Source organism: Bradyrhizobium sp. USDA 376, from assembly GCF_054063675.1.
In genome coordinates this window covers 117,029-132,736 of sequence record NZ_JBSSGN010000001.1, presented here as the reverse complement: position 1 = coordinate 132,736, position 15,708 = coordinate 117,029, and the positions used below count along the sequence as shown (strand labels likewise).

Sequence of the window (15,708 nt, the reverse complement as noted above, 5' to 3'; positions counted from 1 at the left end):
CACTTTCTTTCCGGTCCCGGGCAGATCAGTCGCTTTTGTCCTTGGCTGGAACGCACCCTTTGCAGAGCGTCGCCACGCCTACCCGGAAGAAGAGTACCGCGACGCCCGCAAAGACTAGCGGACTCAGGGGGACAGTGCCTGCAATCGCCATCGGAAGGAGAACCGGCGTAATCCATTTGGCGAGAGCTTGCGCGTCGCCTGCGACGGACTGAAGGCCGGGGCAAATCCTCTCCAGCACATCTCGTCTCTTTACGAGAGACACAGCCTCGTTCAACGCAGATTGCTGTTCGGCTCTCTCCGGGTTCGTGTCGACTGGCTGTTCAGGTAGCGCGTTCATGCTGCCCCGGAGCGCCAGCTCGAGCTCCATGGACTGAAGCGAGTTAAGTACCTCTTGCTCAAATTGTGCCGTCTTAGCATTTTGCATTTGTCTGTACTCCGTATTCAGGTTGGAGCAGGGGCGCGCCGGGTTAGGCAGTAACCGGTATCAATGATCGTCTAGCCACTCTCGTAGGTTAGTCCCCCGGTCGGCACGAATAGTCGAAAGAAATAACGCGCAGGCTGAATCGTTGACGAAAAAGGGCTATGCCAACCGGATAGCTCCAGAGCGCGGCTCTGGTCGCTGCCCGTCAAGGCCCAAGCCCGCTCCCCGGCCGGTCGCTTCGGCGAGATCTGGCAGCATTACTACGGCGGCCGCCGCAAACAGGCGTGGCAGGACGGCAAAATCAGTGAAGTCATTGGGACTACGGCGTTACGACCTGTCCCGCCCTTGTCATCAAGCTGTTCTGGCTCGCAACCGTGTACGGATCGTGCTGATCATTTCGTGAATAGATCCGGTAGGGCCCAGCCGTTCGCTAGGGGCGTCTCGTGGATCACGATCCTGTGGTACGGCTTAGCTACCGGATTGGGAAATGCGAACAAATCTGTCGAGCCTTCGACGAACATGTTTGCTCCGAGCGGCGTCAGGGACGGCAGATGATCTTCAAGATAATCCACATGAGCTCGATTTGGAGCAAGCCCGTCCGACGGATAGAACGTGTAGCGCCCGCTGAAATCGGCCGCGATAATCTCAATCGCTACAAAGTACGTCTCGACCCGGTGAACATCCTGGGTAGCACCCGGCACGACTGCAGCATCTTTAAGATGCTTCCATTTTCCGCGACCAGGAATCAGTTCAGTCTCTCAGGTAATTGAGCATACTATTGCAGGCGTCATCGGCCTCAGCGAAGCTCTGCAGCGGCGAGCCGAGCACCCTGATCGCGCCACGGCTCTGGTCAAGCGGACGCCACGAAGCGACGTAGCCGAACCTTCCGCGAAAACCAGGACCGGTCGGGCCCTGCAAGCTTATAACGAACGAGTAGCCGCCGCTGCGTGCACTCCAAATTTCCATGTTTTTGACAGCGCGGTGGAACTGCAGGGGCATCATGCACCGTTCGCCTGGGCAACTCGACAATGAAATTCTTCCGGCGGACCCACTGGCGTACAAAATCCGAAACTCTAACCGCTGCCGGATGAAAGCGCAGTAGCAGGTCAGCTGGTCTGCCAGGCGAAGCTGTCGTCTAAGTCCTCTTCAATCACCCCGGCCGCGTATAACTGATCGAGCAGGTCGGCTACTGCGAGCACGCTCGCTCCGTCAGTTGTGACCTGCCTAACCAGCTCCGACGCTGTGCAGTTGCCGCAGGCGATTAGATGGCCAACGGAAGTCGGAGCGATGTCGTCGAGCACCCGGTGTTCCATGTTGCGTGACCGGAGATGAAAGCATCGGTTCCCGGCCTGGTATTGCAGGTCCCTGCGGAAGCGGATCGGCAATTTGGGAGCTGGGCTCTCGAGCATATGCTGGTCAATCATGCGCTGCAGCCCCTCGCGGAACTCGTCAGGCGTCCTGAAGAAGCGTTCACTCAAGACGCGGTAGCCGAGAGGCCAGCGTTTGCTACCCGGCACCGGCGTCACCAATTGTAAACGCCCCTGCAGCATATTTACGAGAAAGCCGGAAACACAGGCGATGGTCGTGTGATCGCCCTCCAGCAAGGCGATTGCATCATCTTTGTTGGCGACCCTAAGTTTCTCGCTCCGCTCGCGCGCGCGCCCAGCAAAAGCCTTTGCAGTCAGCGCCTCCTTGCCCTGCAGGACGAGTTCGACACCGATCAGCTCCTCAGGCGAAAACGCCATGTGAATCTGGTCGAGATGTGTTGTGCTCAGCGCGGAGAAACGATTTGTCACGGTGCGATAGCGCTTGAACAGTTCGAGCACGCGCGTGGTGAGCGCGCGATCCCTGATCGGGGCCGCCGTCGTTGTTTGTGGCAATGCGCCCGTGATCTGATAGTAGTCGAATAGAAAGCGGTCGTAGTGTGGGTTGTCCATAGGCTCTGTGGCCCAGTAGCAGAAACCAGTACGGGCAGCCGAACCAAACATCTCGCTCGCGATACCGACCACACCGCGCCAAAGCGCTGCATGCTCTTCGCTATATTCGTAATAGCCTTTGAAGCGGTCGGCCGAGAGGCCGCAGAACCAACAACCGACGGAGCAGCCGTCGCTCAGCTCGAAAGCGATGATCGGGTACGTGACCGACGCCGCCGTTACGCCCAATTCGTCGTTGCAGCGCCGGATTTGGCGCTCGCGCCAAGCATGAAAGCGAGAGTTGATCGTCGACATTTCGCCCTCTTCGCGCAGGATGCCGCGATGGCGCAACATCTCGCAGATAAACTCGTCCCACATCATAGCCAGGGGCCAGGGCGTAGACTCCGGCTTGAAGCGGTGTTTCAGGTAGCCGCCGCGCCAGAGCGGCAGCATCTTCATTGGGTCAACTTCGATGCCGTAGCGCTCTGTTACCGCGCGAGGAGAATCAACGTTCTCCGAAAGCGCCCTGCGGAACTCCAAGTCACAGCCAGCCGCTCCATGAAGCGCTTGATGTGTGACAACGTGCGCAGTTGCTCGGGGGTACGCCGGTCAAAGATCTGTCGGCAGTGTTCGGTGGCAGTGTGCGTCATACGGTGCGGGTGCGCCCTAAAGCCGCATCTCTAGGCCTGAAAGCAATGATCTCACGCCTGACGAGGCGTGATTTCAGTTCTCTTCGCACCGGTTCGTCTCCTTGAGGACGAGCCAATGCGATCAGAGCTGAAAACATGTCAGGCCGCGACCGCGACAACAACTACAATAAGCAAAACGATAGCGACCAGGTCACGGCCGGCTTCCGCGGCTTGCACGGCGCTCGTGGGTGCCTCCGACGATGAACTAGCCAACGCAGTGGTATGCACAATGCTGCTCAAGCCCGCACCGCTTAAATCCTGCCTGCCGCCGACAATCGCGTCGACCTGCATCAACTCGTGTCGGCCTGGCGCTCGGATGCTGCTCCTAATCTCGTCAACCGTGAAATCGTAGCCGTGACTTCTTCCGACCGCTACAATCGGTGCAAGACCTGTAGCACTCTGCTTAAGGTTTTCGAGCAGACTACCCTCTTTCGTTAGATCCTTGACAAACCGTTCTACCTCAGCCTGCGACATAGCCGGGCCTCTGCTGTTGCTACCTATCCGTCGCCTTGGAAGCGATCGGTGATCATGCCGTAACAAAGCAATCCGCATACCAAACTGAAGTTGCCGCTTTTGCGCTTTGTCCGACCGTGCGTATCGTCAACTTGCCGACATTGGTCTCGAACCTAACAAGCGCTCAGTGTCGAAGTCGCCGCTGAAATGTCCGCTTCCTCCAAGCTCGCCCTGACACGAGCGCCATCTGCATCACGCTGAGCGTCAATAGCAGCCGGGACAAAGTTGGCCGTTCGTATTGCCTCGCCTGAGATGAAACACGCCGCTTGATCGATGTAGCTCCGGTTGTCAGTCGGAGGTTGCATCATGACGCGCAGGATCGGAGGCGCCGGGGACGTCGCGAAGTGCCCATTACACGCAGTGGCAGCCGCAGTCCCGGGATCACCGGCACGGCCGCTCCTTTAGCCGTACGCGGGATGATCGGCTCGGCCGCTTTGCGTCTGAGCGATTTCGTTCTTCATCTAATTAGGTGAACAGTTCGCTCCGCGCTTGCCGGAACTCTCACGTAGGTCGCGCTCTCGTCTGTTCTCGCGCTGGCGCGACTATGATTAGCGGCCCGAGCATGGCTCAAATTGTAAGGCAGAACGACTGGTCGCGAGTAGAGATCGAAATTCACATGTTCGGTGCAAGACTGGGTCTGGCCGCGGTCCGCATCGCCTGGACCTCCTAACCAGCTTTACCGCCAGATGAATGCGATGCACGACGCAAATCTGCGCGCCGACTGCGAGGTCGGGCGGAATGAGACGTTGCTCGGAGATGATCGCATCAGACGTGGCAGATGCGGCCGCCGGTTTATCTCCCTTGCTTGACCTTTGTCAGCTTCTCGAAAGCCAGCCTCTTTAACACTCGAACTTGGCCTCTCGATGACGAAGCCACCCATGTCTGAATTCGTGACGAACTTCAGCTCACTCCCTGGGGGAGATCTTCAAGTGGCCTTTGTTCTCATAATAGAAAGGGGAGCTTTATGGATCCGAACCCGATCGATAATGCCCGTTCACCAGAATCACCAACGGCGCACGTCTGGACACAGGAAGATCATGATTTGTTCAGTCAGATCATAAATGAAGCTGGACCGATCATCATCTGCCGCACCTGAGGAAGCGGTAGATGTCTCATTTGCCGGGACTGAAGATAGTTGCCGCTCTCGTTGTGGAGCAAACAGTTCTCCGGCTCCGCCAGCAGATCGGGCACCGTCTGGCAGCCATGATTTCCAGCGGCAACACTCAGACCGAGCACCTCTTCGAAAGTCGTGCCCGGAACAACGAGCTCAGGCGAAAGATCAAAGATCTCACGGAAGCGCCGGTTTACAACTCGCAGCCGCCCCCACTATCGTAGAGGCAGAGACCCTGAGACATGTGCGTCAGCGCCGCATCCAGTCTCAGGTTCGTCGCATGCAACTCGGCTTTCTGATGCTTCAAACTGGTGATATCGCTATAAACGAGGATAACGCCCCCCTCTTGGGTCGGACTGCGGCTGACTCGTAGCCACCGTCCATCTGGGAGTTGAGCCTCGCTCGCCAATCCTTCGACGTCGTCAAAGACCTCACGTTGGGTAATTTCAGCTGCGGTTGATTCATCGCTCGGTACCTGGTCGGCTCGCAAAAGATCGGAATGGATAAGCTGCGAGGAGCAGCCGATGAATTCGCTCGCTCGGGAATTGATCAAATGCTATCTGTCCGTTCGCATCTGTTTGTAGGAGCGTAGCCTGCGGGCCCAAGGTATCGATGCCCGAATCATGGCAGTCAGCAGCAGCCGCTCTGGAGCATGAGACGACAGATGTCCGCAGTGTCGCCGCATTGGCTCCTTCGGCGATCGGGATGCTCAATTTCCGAGGTCGGGCTCCCGTCGCCAGCATGAGCCGGTGATACGCTATTGCTGATCCGTTTGAGAGCGTGACAATACTGGCCGCGCGATCAATTGAAATCACTTCGCTGCCCTGGCGATAATCGATCCCCAAGCTCGGCAAGGCGTTCCGACGTGACAATCAATTTTGGTCCAGGGTTGACCTCGTCGCTCAGGACCGCCTTCGACAGAGGTGGGCGCTCATACGGCAGCGTACTTTCATTGCCGATGACCACCATGCCAGCAGCCTCCCGCAGAGCGACGGCAGCGGCGTTACCAGCTTCGCCCGCCCCAACGATCACTATCGTGGATTGGTTACTCACGCGACTAAACGATTTACGGGTGACGACTGCTCATCGTTCGCCGCCTCCTCAAACAGATTGCGCGCACCAGGGATTTGAGCAGGACAGCTTCCTGCCAGCGGTCCGTGGTGTCGTTGCCCAGCCGATCGCTAATTGCGTAAGGCTGTGGGCCAAGTTCGCATGCGAAGGTGAGGCGGGCATCCGCAGCAGCGCGTCTTCCAGCTCTTGAATCCGTATTTCGACCATCCAAGAAATAGGTCCAGCCAGATCTTGTGTTGAGGGAACGTGATCTCGACCTGTATCTGCTCGCGAGACGCAACACGGCCATGAAATGCCCAAGTGCGATCGAGCACTCGCCGCACCAGCGCTTCGTCCTCGTCCGAGATCGGATACCAGAATTCGCAGCTCACCAAGAAGTGCGAGAGATCGGCAAGCAGGCGCATCTCCGGAACCTGATCCATCAGGTCGAGCGTGAAGAGGAGATCCGTCGTCATCCTGTTGCGATGCGTTTCGAAGTAGATTACCCAACTTTACCCGGATGCTGAGTTCGTGCGCTGTGACCAATCCGACATCTTTTGAATAATAGCGAGCGGGGGCCAGAATTCCGCTCTTATCTCTTCTCCGCTGGCAGACCGGTTCGTCTGCTTTCTCCCAAGACTTGAGCCGCTGCCGGACAAATCCGGCGGCGGTCTTTTTTGGGGCGTCATCATGCCCACTTGGCAGTCGAGATATCGAGGTGATTGCAGCCGGTCCGATGGACGGATAGCGTAACGATAGTCGTGCCTGACACATCCCGCCCGTTGCGCCGTCTCATGTAACGAAAAAGACGGGCTACGAAGTAGATCATGGGACGGAGCAGCACCGGAAACGATGTGATAAGTGGTTCAGGCTCATCCGAGGCCCGAACGGCGAGTTCATCGAGCTGGAAGCGCGCGCTGTCGCGGCCTCCCGATGCCGTGCACCCCCGCTGCAAATCGCTCGGAAATCTGTAATCCCGTGGGGTTCTTCAGCGGCGTCACCACGATCGCCTCCATAGAATAGCAATTAGCGACGGGGCCGCATCCAACTTTTAGCTATTGCCTATTGCAACGCCAGCTGCGATTGATTCCGGCGATATCGACGAGATCACCTCGCGAGGCAGCCCAGCATTGCCAGTCCCGAGCAGGAAATGCACAAACTGCGCTGAATTCCCCCTAGATCGTGAACCTGCTGTTGACGCTCCCAGATACGCATATCAGGTCGTCCTGAGACCGCTGTTGAGCGCGTCCTCACCAGCCAAACGGAAAAATGCATTCTCTCGAGCGACAACGATTCACCGAAGGCTTGAACCCGCACAGACTTCATCGCGGAAAGGCGGCCAGTCTTCTGGGGTCGTCAAGACAAACCCATGCTCGGGAAGCTGCGGATCACAGACAGTCCCGCGCGTCACTTTGCTCAAGTTGGCCGCTTCGAAGTCGTCCCATCCAAAAGCGCGGCCATTGGAAATGACGATCCGTGCTGGCCAAGACTTACCAGCTCCATCTCCTCGCTCATCGTCCGTGTAAGAGCCTCTGCTGGTAGATGGATGAGTCCGTCCAGATGGGAGCCAAATCGCTTCTCCGCTGCAGTAATTTCAGAATCGCTCGCGACGGCAAACAACGCCTTGAAGCCAAGGCTTATGAACCATTCCTTCCGCCGAAGTTCGAGCTCCTGTCCGGCATCAACAGGTACGCCCGCCGCCGACCGCTCGATCATAGATGCGCGCGGAAATTGGCGACGCCGGTGATGCCGGCATCCTTCAACGATTCGGCCCTATCCTCCCAGCAGGCGAACGGGTCGATCATGATTATCGCCGCATAGAGAGCCGTCGTTGCCTGGTCGAGGGTTAGCAAGTCTCGCAAAAGACAGTCGTTCCAGTCCAGGATTGGCAGGGTCGCCATGACCAGCAGGAAGCCTTTTGGAAGGCTGCGCAAGGAGGGCGCGTAGACTTGCAATTGTGCGCCTTTAGCTATGTCCGACATCTGTGTAGCAAGTTTGCCGCGAACTCTCGCTCTCAACGTTTCTACCCAATATTACCCATTTGGCCGCCTCACCAATCTTATACCCGGGTAGAGCCGGGTCTAGACCACCTATAGTTAGGTATGATCTGGGAGGAAGATCGTGTCTCACCATTGTACGGACGACCAGAGGTCGGCCCGTGATGGTAACCTGTCCGAACTAGCGACTGGATCCGCGACTACGGATGCGGTCGCGATCGTGGCCACGCTGGATACCAAGGGCCGCGAGGCGTCTTACCTTGCGGACATTATCGAGGCGTGCGGCCGCAAGACCATCCTGATCGACGTCGGCACTGGGAGGGATGGCGGCGACAAACCAGCCGATGCGAAGACCCCCACGGAACTCTTGAAGCAGATTGCTGAAAGGACGCGCAGTAAGGTTGGTGACCTCCTGGGGGCAGGAACGATCAGCGCGATTGTCGGGGTTGCGGGGGGTAGGGCAAGCGCGGTTTTCGGCGAAGTTGTGTCTGAGCTGCCTTATGGCTTTCCGAAATTTCTGGTGAGCAGCGCAAGGCCTGCGCTACTCGCCGAATTGGCCACTCACAGCGACATCATCCTCTATCCGACGCTGGTCGATCTGTTCGGCATCAATGTCTTTACCAGTAGGGTGCTCAAGAACGCGGGGCGGGCCATTGCGGCCACGCACTATGCTCCCGTCAAGCTTGGACGAGACAAGAAGATCGTTGCGATAACGGCCTTCGGCGTGACCACGCCGGCCGCGAATCAATGCGTAGCGCGGCTTGCCGACGCCGGTGTAGACGCGATCGTCTTTCCGGCTAACGGGGCGGGCGGCCATAAAATGGAGCAGCTGATCGCGGCTGGTGAATTCGACGCCGTCATTGATTTGACCATAACGGAGCTCGGAGACGAAATCGTTGGAGGCACCGCAAGCGCCGGTCCGGATCGGCTCAAGGCAGCGTCGCGGCAACAGATTCCGCAAGTGATCGCGCCCGGTGCGATCGATATGGTCAATTTTGGCCTGCCATCGAGCGTTCCTGATCAGTTTCGGGGTCGCCAGTTCTACGCCCATACGCCTTACACGACGCTCATGCGCACAACTGCGTCTGAGAACGCGAGCATTGGCCGGCTTACGGCAGAACGGCTATCGCGTGCCAAAGGACCCACGATGGTCCTTTGGCCGGCGAAAGGCGTATCCGATTACGTAGTTGGCGGTATCGAGGCTTGGGATCCTCTCCGGCTCGACCTCGATGCTCTCTTGGACAAGTTCTGGGCTGCTGGGTTCTCCGGCGTCATCAACTATCCGACGATCTCAACCATGGGCGACAACTGGCGTGACCGCCGCGGCCGCGTCGGCCTTGGCTTTGAACGTGAGGTCGAACTGATCGCTCTCGCGCGAAAGAAGAATATCTTTTCGCTCGCCTATGTCGCAAGCCCTCAAGACGCCAAAGCGATGGCAAGTGCAGGGGCCGACTGCATCGTCCCACATGTCGGCGCAACGCGCGGTGGCCTTGTCGGTCATGAGGAGGGGCAATCCGTTAAGGAGGCGATCCGGCGCATCAATGAGATCAACGCGGCGGCGCGAAGCATCCGGTCGGACGTGCTCTCGCTTTGCCATGGTGGGGCAATTGCCGAGCCTGAAGATACGATCGAGGTCTATCGGACGACCGAGTGTGTTGGCTTTGTTGGCGCATCCTCGATCGAAAGAATTCCAATTGAGCGGGCAGTGAAAACAGCGGCGGCGGAATTCAAAGCTGTCCCGCTTCCGCAAACTCATTGATGTTCACTGCAACGTGCAGCGAGGCCGCATGAACGCGCCAAATGACCGAGCTAAGCCGGACACGATTGCTTTCGCCTCAAAAGGAGGGACGAGAGCGGATCAGGACTGGGAGACAGATGTCCTCGTGATCGGAAGCGGTGCGGCCGGGCTGTCGGCGGCGCTCGATGCGGCAAAGGCCGGACTGCGCGTCATTGTATGCGAGAAATCTCCGCGACTTGGCGGAACGACGGCCCTTTCGAATGGCATGATCTGGGTTCCTTGTTCTGCTCAGGCGCGCGCGCGGCTAACATCGATGACACCATCGCCAATGCGAGGACATACCTGCAGCAAGAACTCGGCGTTCATTATCGTGCGCAATTCATTGATGCTTATCTTGAAGACGGCCCGGCGGCGCTAACCGCGCTCGAGAACGGCACGAGTGTCAAGTTTACTCTGGCCACTACGCCCGATTATCACTCGAGCCAACTTAGCGGCGCTGATAAGGGACGGGCACTGAGCCCGGCCCCCTATGATGGGCGGCTTCTCGGCAAGAACTTCGATTTGATTGGTGATCCCATTCGGGTTGTGCTCGGGGGCATGATGATCTCATCGAGCGAGGTGAGAAGCTTTCTCAACCCACTCCAATCTGTTGCGTCGCTCAAACACGTCGTAACTCGCCTGAGCCGCTATGCGCGGGACCGGCTCAGCTTCAGGCGTGGTACTGAGCTCAGCGGTGGGAATGCCTTGATCGCGCGGCTGCTGGTGAGCCTGCACGAGTACGGCGTAGAAATTTGGCCATCTTCTCCAGCGGTCGAACTCACGCAGGAAGGCGGGCGCGTCACGGGTGCCATTATCAAGCGGATCGATGTTGGCATCCGCGTGCGCGCCTCACGTGGTGTTGTTCTCGCATCTGGCGGCTTTGCCCGGAACGCGCAGTTGAGAACGGACGTCAGTGGTGCACACCAGCATGATGTTACGTTGGCCCACGTCGATGTTAACGGTGATGGCATTGGGCTTGCAACTACGCTCGGGGCCGCCATCGACAAAGATGTCGCATCGGCAGGCTTCTGGACGCCGGTTTCAATCCTGAAACGCGGCAGCGGCTCGCAGGTTGTGCCATACGGCTGGCTCGACCGGGGCCGTCCTGGGGTCATTGCTGTCGGTCCAAACGCCAGACGCTTCGTCAACGAATCGAATTCGTATCACGATATTTGCCTGGCAATGTTTGAAAACGGCTATCCAGCAGATAAGCGATTCTGCTTCATCTGCGATCACCAGTTCGTTCGATTGCGGGGCATGGGGCACCTACTGCCATGGCCCTGGACGTTGAGTATCGGTAAATATGTCCGCCTTGGCTACGTCAAGGCGGGTGAAACGATTTCTGAGCTCGCAAAGCAGCTGGGACTAGATCCGGCTGTGCTTCAAAAGACGATCGAGGAACACAACGCGCACGCTGCCCAAGGACGGGATCCCCTCTTTAAGCGTGGGGAATCGGCTTTCAATCGCACGCTCGGCGATCCGACCGTCGGAAAAAATCCAAATCTTGGACCAATCAAGAACGGACCATTTTTCGCGCTGCCGATCGTTCCGGCAACGCTTGGCACGGCGACCGGATTGGCGACGGACAGTTACGGAAAAGTCCTGGATGCACAAGGCAATGCAATCCAGGGGCTTTATGCTTGCGGCAACGACATGACGTCGCCGATGCGCGGGATTTATCCCGGGGCAGGCATAACAATCGGTCCCGCCATCGTATTCGCATATCGCACCGTCAACGCAATAGTGCTTTCCGCTGATCAGGAGCAAAAAGCCGTCGCCTCCAGAGCTTGACGATCTACCACACTCGTCTTGTGGCGGGGAATATGCGCTCGGGTCCGGGGCGCGCATCGATAGAAACGTCGGCCCCAACCCCCGACATCCTCGACGGGCGGCCGGGTTCGAGTTTGGTGAGCCCGGCGGAGGGGGAGATCGCCGCACCAACTGTCTACGATGTATCGCAAAGAGCTGGGCTCCCAACAGGTGTTCCAAGACATATGACAGCGCGAGAAATCGATCGTTCAACAGCTAGGCGGAGTAGTGAGGAGTCGAAAATGTCAGGACAAGCAGCGCAGGCGTCTGCTTCCCCGACGCGATCGCAATCCGCTGGCCGCGAGGCAGTGATGCAACTCGACAAGATCGATTTTCGTCTTCTTGATCTTGTCCAACGAGACAATCGCCTCTGTAGTGAACAACTTGGAGGGAAGGTCGGCCTATCCGCATCCGGAGTTCAACGTCGGCTGAAACGCCTTCGATCGACGGGTGTCATAGAAGCCGACGTTTCCATTATTTCTCCAAAAGCAATTGGCCGTAATGTGACCGCAGTGGTTCTCATTTCCTTGGAGCGCGCGCGTGCTGATACCGTTGATCGTCTAAAGAGGCAAATTCGCAACATGCCTGAAGTGATGAGCGCATTCTGCGTTACAGGCCTGGCTGACCTCGTCTTGCTCGTTACCGTAAACGATATGGAAGATTACGAGCGGTTTGCCCGGCGCCTTACAGACGAAAGTTCAGACATAAAGCGCATTGAAACAATGGTTGTCATGGATCGGTTCAAAGCAGGATTTACTTTGCCAATAGCCTCCATCGCATGGTGTTGAGCGACTGGCGAAGAGGACATTGGCTGGCTCAACTACCGTCGACCGCAGTCCGTAAGGGGCGGCTTTGGTCTTTATGACTAGAACCTATCTCAAAATTGAAGATCAGCGTCGATCGGCTATAAAGGAAAGATGATTCGGCTGACGGACGAGCAATGGGAGCGCATCCGGAAACACTTTCCGGAAGAGCACATTGCCGACGGCCGGCCGGGCCGGAAGCCGATTGCGACACGTCAGGTTCTCGAAGCCGCTCTTTGGATTTTGAACACGGGCGCGCAGTGGCACATGCTGCCGCAGTGCTATCCGAACTATAAGACCGTACACCGTCGCTTTCAGAACTGGTGTCGCAATGAAGTGTTGCGGCGCGTTCTGACCGATATAGCCAACGAACTTCGTGAGAAAGGCTTGCTCGACGAAGAGGAGTGTTTCATCGACGCGACCTTTGCGATGGCCAAAGGCGGCGGTGCAGAGATCGGCCCAACGAGGCGCGGAAAAGGCTTAAAAATCATGGCGATTGTGGATCGCCACGGTTTGCCGCTTTCAGTGAGCACGCATGCCGCGAACCATCACGAAGTGCGCTTGGTACAGCTCTGCTTCGACTTCTACATGATCGAGGCCAAGCCAGAGAACCTGATCGGCGACCGCGCCTATGACAGCGATTCGCTCGACGATGAACTGCGCTCACAAGGCATCGAGATGATCGCGCCACATCGTTCAAACCGAGTGAGGTCGCTCACCCAGGACGGCCGCAGGCTCCGTCGTTATACTCGGCGTTGGCTGGTCGAACGCTTCTTCGCCTGGATACAGTGGCGGCGGCGCCTGCTGGTCCGCTGGGAGTTCTATCCGCAAAACTTCCTCGGCTTCGTCCAGCTCGCTTGCCTGCTGATCCTGTTTCGACAATTTTGAGATAGGTTCTAGATTGATGTATCGGTCGCTGATTGAGGCTTCTCGAGCTGACGTGGAGAGTTCCCCTTCGCATGCCGTCGCGGCCGCGGGGGCAGATCTTGCCGCTAAAATTGGCGCCAAGGTCATCATCGGGTTCACGGCAGGCGGGACGACGGCTGCTCGGATCTCGCGCAGCCGGCCGCCGGTGCCGATCCTTGCCCTTACCCCGGACGAGAAAGCGGCTCGGCGCATGACGCACCTCGTATGGCGGAAGGGCTGGGCCTACTTCTGCTTCAAGCTACCTGACGATCTCGCTGGCAAACCTGTCCCCACTGTTTGGCCGGATGATCTGAATGCGCTCGTCAACAGCGCGCGTCGTACGTCAAGGTCGAGATTTGGAAATCGCTCGAACTCTCGAAGAAGGACGAACAGCGAGCAAAGCGCGTCGTCGCAGCCAGAATTGCAGAAACCACCAGCCTGATTGACGAAGCACGATTGCTCTTGGCGCGTGGCCCAGTCTCGGCGATCAGTGACGAGGACATTGCCGCCATCGCGGCCCGCGTCCATGTTGATCGCCTCGCCCATGACGAACAGTTGCGGTTACAGGGGATGGGCCTTCGCCTTCCTCGTGCCGCCGATGTTCTTCGCATCCCGTCAGTGCGTCAGCCAATCGCCTCTGAAGGGTCTTCGTAAACAGCTGAAATGGCCCAGAGAGTGTGTCATGAAAGATAGGCGCTCGGTTCAAATCGATCCTCAATTTCGAAGCCAATCACATTGCCATTCGCCTCAACATCGAGTGTCGTGTAGCGAGTTGGTATGCGGCAAATGATCTCCATGCGCGGCTGGCTGAGTGCAGCTATACCTAGCGCAAGAGCGTGAGTCTTTGAGCCGATAGCAAGAGCCGTGATTGTGTCGGCGGATGATTTCTTGCAAAAGTCTATCGAATATCTAACCGTACCTATTACGTCGGAAAGCGACAAATTTACGCGTTCCACGTTCGGTTCGCCCTGGAGTTCGCTCAAAGCATATTGCTCGCTCTTCGGGAGTTTCTCGGGCGTCTGCACCTCGCTCTCCGAAATCATGACTAGTCCCAATCGACGCGGTTCATATTTCTCAATGAACGGCAAGGTCAAGCCAACCTCGCCGCCGAGTGTGACCAAGACGTCGCGATGATTTGGAATCGTGCTCTCGGATTCGAAGAAAGGTACCGGAAGAGACTCCCAAACACCCTCAGAAGTTATGCTTCCAGTCGAGTTTGCGAGAGAAGCGGATGCTTCATGCTGCTTGCCGAGCGGATATCTTCCTTCGGCATACAGGCAGTCCAATCGGGCAAAGTAATTTTTTCGGAAGCCCAAGCCGATAAGTAGCAAGAGATAAGACTTGGGAATGCAGGTGATGTCACAAAGTACCCGAAGCGGTCGTTTCTTAGTAACGACCCTGGCTTGCAAGAAATCATCTATCTTTTGCACATTCGCGGAGAAAGAGGTCGAACTGTCGAGCTCTATTGTGGTGGAGGCTCTTGAGAACTTTGCGAGCAGCTTCAGCTGTTCGTCCTTGCGTTCGTTCGCGGGCCGGTTCGTCGATGAATTAAATCTTAGAAGGCAGAGTTCACCAATTTCTCTCCCGAGCGTTTCGAAGGCCGCAGTACCGCGCTTTTCCCAGCTTAGTGTGGACAGTACCAAATCGTATTCGCGACCGCGAAAGGCCCCCAAATCGTTAGACGATTGTCTCAACAGCACGTTAGCGCTGGCGAAGGCCTGTTCGCTCACTGATCAGCATCCCATCCCAGTGATAGTTCGCTCTGATCGAGCATGTTCGGATTAGTCGCCATCGAGTCAGCCCAAAGAACCGGATCGACGGGGCTGCCTCGATCGCAAAGCTGCCAAATCTCAGAAGCCGAAACAGCAACGGGCTCGTACGGCCCCCTATAAGAGAAGCCATAGTAAGGCGCGAGTCTTCGATGAAGGCGAAAACGTAGTAACTGCCCTTGTCTCGGGTCTCCCCGCACATCGTGATTCGGCGGATCGACCATTCTTAGATATCCGGCTAGGCGGTTCGAAACCTGTTCCTCAACCTGCTCCCGGTCCCTGGCGAGCTGCGCACGCTCCAGCCGCAGCGCCTCGGTCTTGCGCGAAACCTCGGCATCCTTGCTGGCCAACTGCTCCTGGAAGCGTTGCCGGGTCTCAGCCAAGAGCGGAGCGGCAAGAGATTCGGTTAGCGGGATCTCGTGATTGCAGTTGGGGCATCGAAGGGTGGGTTCATGAACGGTGCCGACCGCGGTTGCTCTGAAGGTCAAGAGTCGTCTCCGTCATCGATCAGACCAAGGCTGCCGGACCTAAAAGGCTATCCGGCGAGACTCGCCACGGTTGTTATGCGGCTGTACCGCGATTTCCACGCCCCGGTCGAAAGTTACGAGCACCGGCTTTGGCTTTTCCACCGAAACTGTCCGAATGCAGGCGATTTTCCGCGCGGACATCCGGCGGCCTTCGGCTGCTGCTCGGCGGCGTTTGGAGACCGAGCTCGTATCTCCATCAACAACAAAGGGACTTTTGTCTGATCGATGCCCGTCGTGGCGCGCACTCCGTGCCGTCCTGAATCCTACGGATACCTCGTACATCGTGTCTCTCGACGCGCTGTCTTAGCTCGCAGAGAGTCACTAGAACAAAAAGAGAACAAAGAGTCAAGCTCTGGCAACAGGAACGAAGGTGAAATGAAAGCCGTGACTGCGGCCAAGCTTACCCGCGGGCCTTGTTTTTCA

General features: G+C 57.4%; 18 protein-coding genes and 1 pseudogene. 6 read left to right on the top strand and 13 right to left on the bottom strand.

Annotated elements, in window-relative coordinates:
- Window positions 1-25: 25 nt before the first annotated feature.
- The 11 genes and pseudogenes from ACVJ19_RS00610 to ACVJ19_RS00560 form a co-directional block, all read right to left on the bottom strand.
- Window positions 26-424, bottom strand: a complete 399-nt coding sequence (locus ACVJ19_RS00610; protein WP_028160485.1) for a hypothetical protein — start codon at window positions 422-424, stop codon at window positions 26-28.
- A gap of 389 nt (window positions 425-813) precedes the next feature.
- Window positions 814-1,122: a hypothetical protein gene (locus ACVJ19_RS00605; protein WP_028160486.1), complete on the bottom strand. Its 309-nt coding sequence runs from the start codon at window positions 1,120-1,122 to the stop codon at window positions 814-816.
- Between the two features lie 405 nt (window positions 1,123-1,527).
- Window positions 1,528-2,874 carry a radical SAM family RiPP maturation amino acid epimerase gene (locus ACVJ19_RS00600; RefSeq protein ID WP_100213762.1) on the bottom strand — a complete coding sequence of 449 codons (1,347 nt, stop codon included), beginning with the start codon at window positions 2,872-2,874 and terminating at the stop codon, window positions 1,528-1,530.
- A gap of 248 nt (window positions 2,875-3,122) precedes the next feature.
- Complete coding sequence (locus ACVJ19_RS00595) at window positions 3,123-3,497, bottom strand: Nif11-like leader peptide family natural product precursor (protein WP_453947794.1); 375 nt, start codon at window positions 3,495-3,497, stop codon at window positions 3,123-3,125.
- Window positions 3,498-4,586: 1,089 nt separating this feature from the next.
- On the bottom strand, window positions 4,587-4,823 hold the full coding sequence (locus ACVJ19_RS00590) for a hypothetical protein (protein WP_232208683.1): 237 nt from the start codon (window positions 4,821-4,823) through the stop codon (window positions 4,587-4,589).
- Window positions 4,824-4,840: 17 nt separating this feature from the next.
- Window positions 4,841-5,056: a hypothetical protein gene (locus ACVJ19_RS00585; RefSeq protein WP_453955053.1), complete on the bottom strand. Its 216-nt coding sequence runs from the start codon at window positions 5,054-5,056 to the stop codon at window positions 4,841-4,843.
- 52 nt (window positions 5,057-5,108) lie between these two features.
- Window positions 5,109-5,462 carry a hypothetical protein gene (locus ACVJ19_RS00580; protein ID WP_453955052.1) on the bottom strand — a complete coding sequence of 118 codons (354 nt, stop codon included), beginning with the start codon at window positions 5,460-5,462 and terminating at the stop codon, window positions 5,109-5,111.
- Window positions 5,449-5,679: an FAD-dependent oxidoreductase gene (locus ACVJ19_RS00575; RefSeq protein ID WP_245289550.1), complete on the bottom strand. Its 231-nt coding sequence runs from the start codon at window positions 5,677-5,679 to the stop codon at window positions 5,449-5,451. Before ACVJ19_RS00575 ends, ACVJ19_RS00580 begins: the two co-directional genes overlap by 14 nt.
- A 34-nt stretch (window positions 5,680-5,713) precedes the next feature.
- Window positions 5,714-6,200: pseudogene (locus tag ACVJ19_RS00570) on the bottom strand (sugar phosphate isomerase/epimerase); the annotation flags it as partial.
- A gap of 913 nt (window positions 6,201-7,113) precedes the next feature.
- On the bottom strand, window positions 7,114-7,413 hold the full coding sequence (locus ACVJ19_RS00565; RefSeq protein ID WP_223153739.1) for a hypothetical protein: 300 nt from the start codon (window positions 7,411-7,413) through the stop codon (window positions 7,114-7,116).
- On the bottom strand, window positions 7,410-7,679 hold the full coding sequence (locus tag ACVJ19_RS00560; protein ID WP_223153738.1) for a hypothetical protein: 270 nt from the start codon (window positions 7,677-7,679) through the stop codon (window positions 7,410-7,412). Before ACVJ19_RS00560 ends, ACVJ19_RS00565 begins: the two co-directional genes overlap by 4 nt.
- A 235-nt stretch (window positions 7,680-7,914) precedes the next feature.
- On the opposite strand from ACVJ19_RS00560, the gene ACVJ19_RS00555 reads away from it, so the two are divergent.
- The 6 genes from ACVJ19_RS00555 to ACVJ19_RS00530 all read left to right on the top strand — a co-directional run bounded on the left by ACVJ19_RS00555 (window position 7,915) and on the right by ACVJ19_RS00530 (window position 13,431).
- Window positions 7,915-9,453 (top strand): phosphoenolpyruvate hydrolase family protein, encoded by a 1,539-nt coding sequence (locus ACVJ19_RS00555; protein WP_049803097.1) that lies wholly within the window; start codon window positions 7,915-7,917, stop codon window positions 9,451-9,453.
- A 28-nt stretch (window positions 9,454-9,481) separates the two neighbouring features.
- Complete coding sequence (locus ACVJ19_RS00550; RefSeq protein WP_456739344.1) at window positions 9,482-9,850, top strand: FAD-dependent oxidoreductase; 369 nt, start codon at window positions 9,482-9,484, stop codon at window positions 9,848-9,850.
- Window positions 9,742-11,262, top strand: a complete 1,521-nt coding sequence (locus ACVJ19_RS00545) for an FAD-binding protein (RefSeq protein ID WP_456739518.1) — start codon at window positions 9,742-9,744, stop codon at window positions 11,260-11,262. Before ACVJ19_RS00550 ends, ACVJ19_RS00545 begins: the two co-directional genes overlap by 109 nt.
- 329 nt (window positions 11,263-11,591) lie before the next feature.
- A complete protein-coding gene (locus tag ACVJ19_RS00540) occupies window positions 11,592-12,068 on the top strand; it encodes an Lrp/AsnC family transcriptional regulator (RefSeq protein WP_038950841.1) in 477 nt (158 codons plus the stop codon).
- A gap of 129 nt (window positions 12,069-12,197) precedes the next feature.
- Window positions 12,198-12,971: an IS5 family transposase gene (locus ACVJ19_RS00535; protein ID WP_014498128.1), complete on the top strand. Its 774-nt coding sequence runs from the start codon at window positions 12,198-12,200 to the stop codon at window positions 12,969-12,971.
- 16 nt (window positions 12,972-12,987) lie between these two features.
- A complete protein-coding gene (locus tag ACVJ19_RS00530; RefSeq protein WP_244464281.1) occupies window positions 12,988-13,431 on the top strand; it encodes a pyruvate kinase alpha/beta domain-containing protein in 444 nt (147 codons plus the stop codon).
- Between the two features lie 238 nt (window positions 13,432-13,669).
- Here ACVJ19_RS00530 and ACVJ19_RS00525 read toward each other — a convergent pair whose 3' ends face one another.
- Both ACVJ19_RS00525 and ACVJ19_RS00520 read right to left on the bottom strand, forming a co-directional pair.
- Entirely contained in the window at window positions 13,670-14,719 is a 1,050-nt protein-coding gene (locus ACVJ19_RS00525; RefSeq protein WP_038958519.1) for a hypothetical protein, read from the bottom strand.
- A complete protein-coding gene (locus tag ACVJ19_RS00520; protein ID WP_453947793.1) occupies window positions 14,716-15,246 on the bottom strand; it encodes a hypothetical protein in 531 nt (176 codons plus the stop codon). The genes ACVJ19_RS00525 and ACVJ19_RS00520 overlap by 4 nt, the downstream gene beginning before the upstream one ends.
- Window positions 15,247-15,708 lie beyond the last annotated feature (462 nt).

What these genes read in the sequence shown, in the direction of transcription:
- ACVJ19_RS00535 (WP_014498128.1), top strand. Translation starts at nt 12,198, where the DNA reads ATGATTCGGCTGACGGACGAGCAATGGGAGCGCATCCGGAAACACTTT.
- ACVJ19_RS00530 (WP_244464281.1), top strand. Translation starts at nt 12,988, where the DNA reads ATGTATCGGTCGCTGATTGAGGCTTCTCGAGCTGACGTGGAGAGTTCC.
- ACVJ19_RS00550 (WP_456739344.1), top strand. Translation starts at nt 9,482, where the DNA reads ATGAACGCGCCAAATGACCGAGCTAAGCCGGACACGATTGCTTTCGCC.
- ACVJ19_RS00540 (WP_038950841.1), top strand. Translation starts at nt 11,592, where the DNA reads ATGCAACTCGACAAGATCGATTTTCGTCTTCTTGATCTTGTCCAACGA.
- ACVJ19_RS00565 (WP_223153739.1), bottom strand. Translation starts at nt 7,413, where the DNA reads ATGATCGAGCGGTCGGCGGCGGGCGTACCTGTTGATGCCGGACAGGAG.
- ACVJ19_RS00610 (WP_028160485.1), bottom strand. Translation starts at nt 424, where the DNA reads ATGCAAAATGCTAAGACGGCACAATTTGAGCAAGAGGTACTTAACTCG.
- ACVJ19_RS00560 (WP_223153738.1), bottom strand. Translation starts at nt 7,679, where the DNA reads ATGTCGGACATAGCTAAAGGCGCACAATTGCAAGTCTACGCGCCCTCC.
- ACVJ19_RS00595 (WP_453947794.1), bottom strand. Translation starts at nt 3,497, where the DNA reads ATGTCGCAGGCTGAGGTAGAACGGTTTGTCAAGGATCTAACGAAAGAG.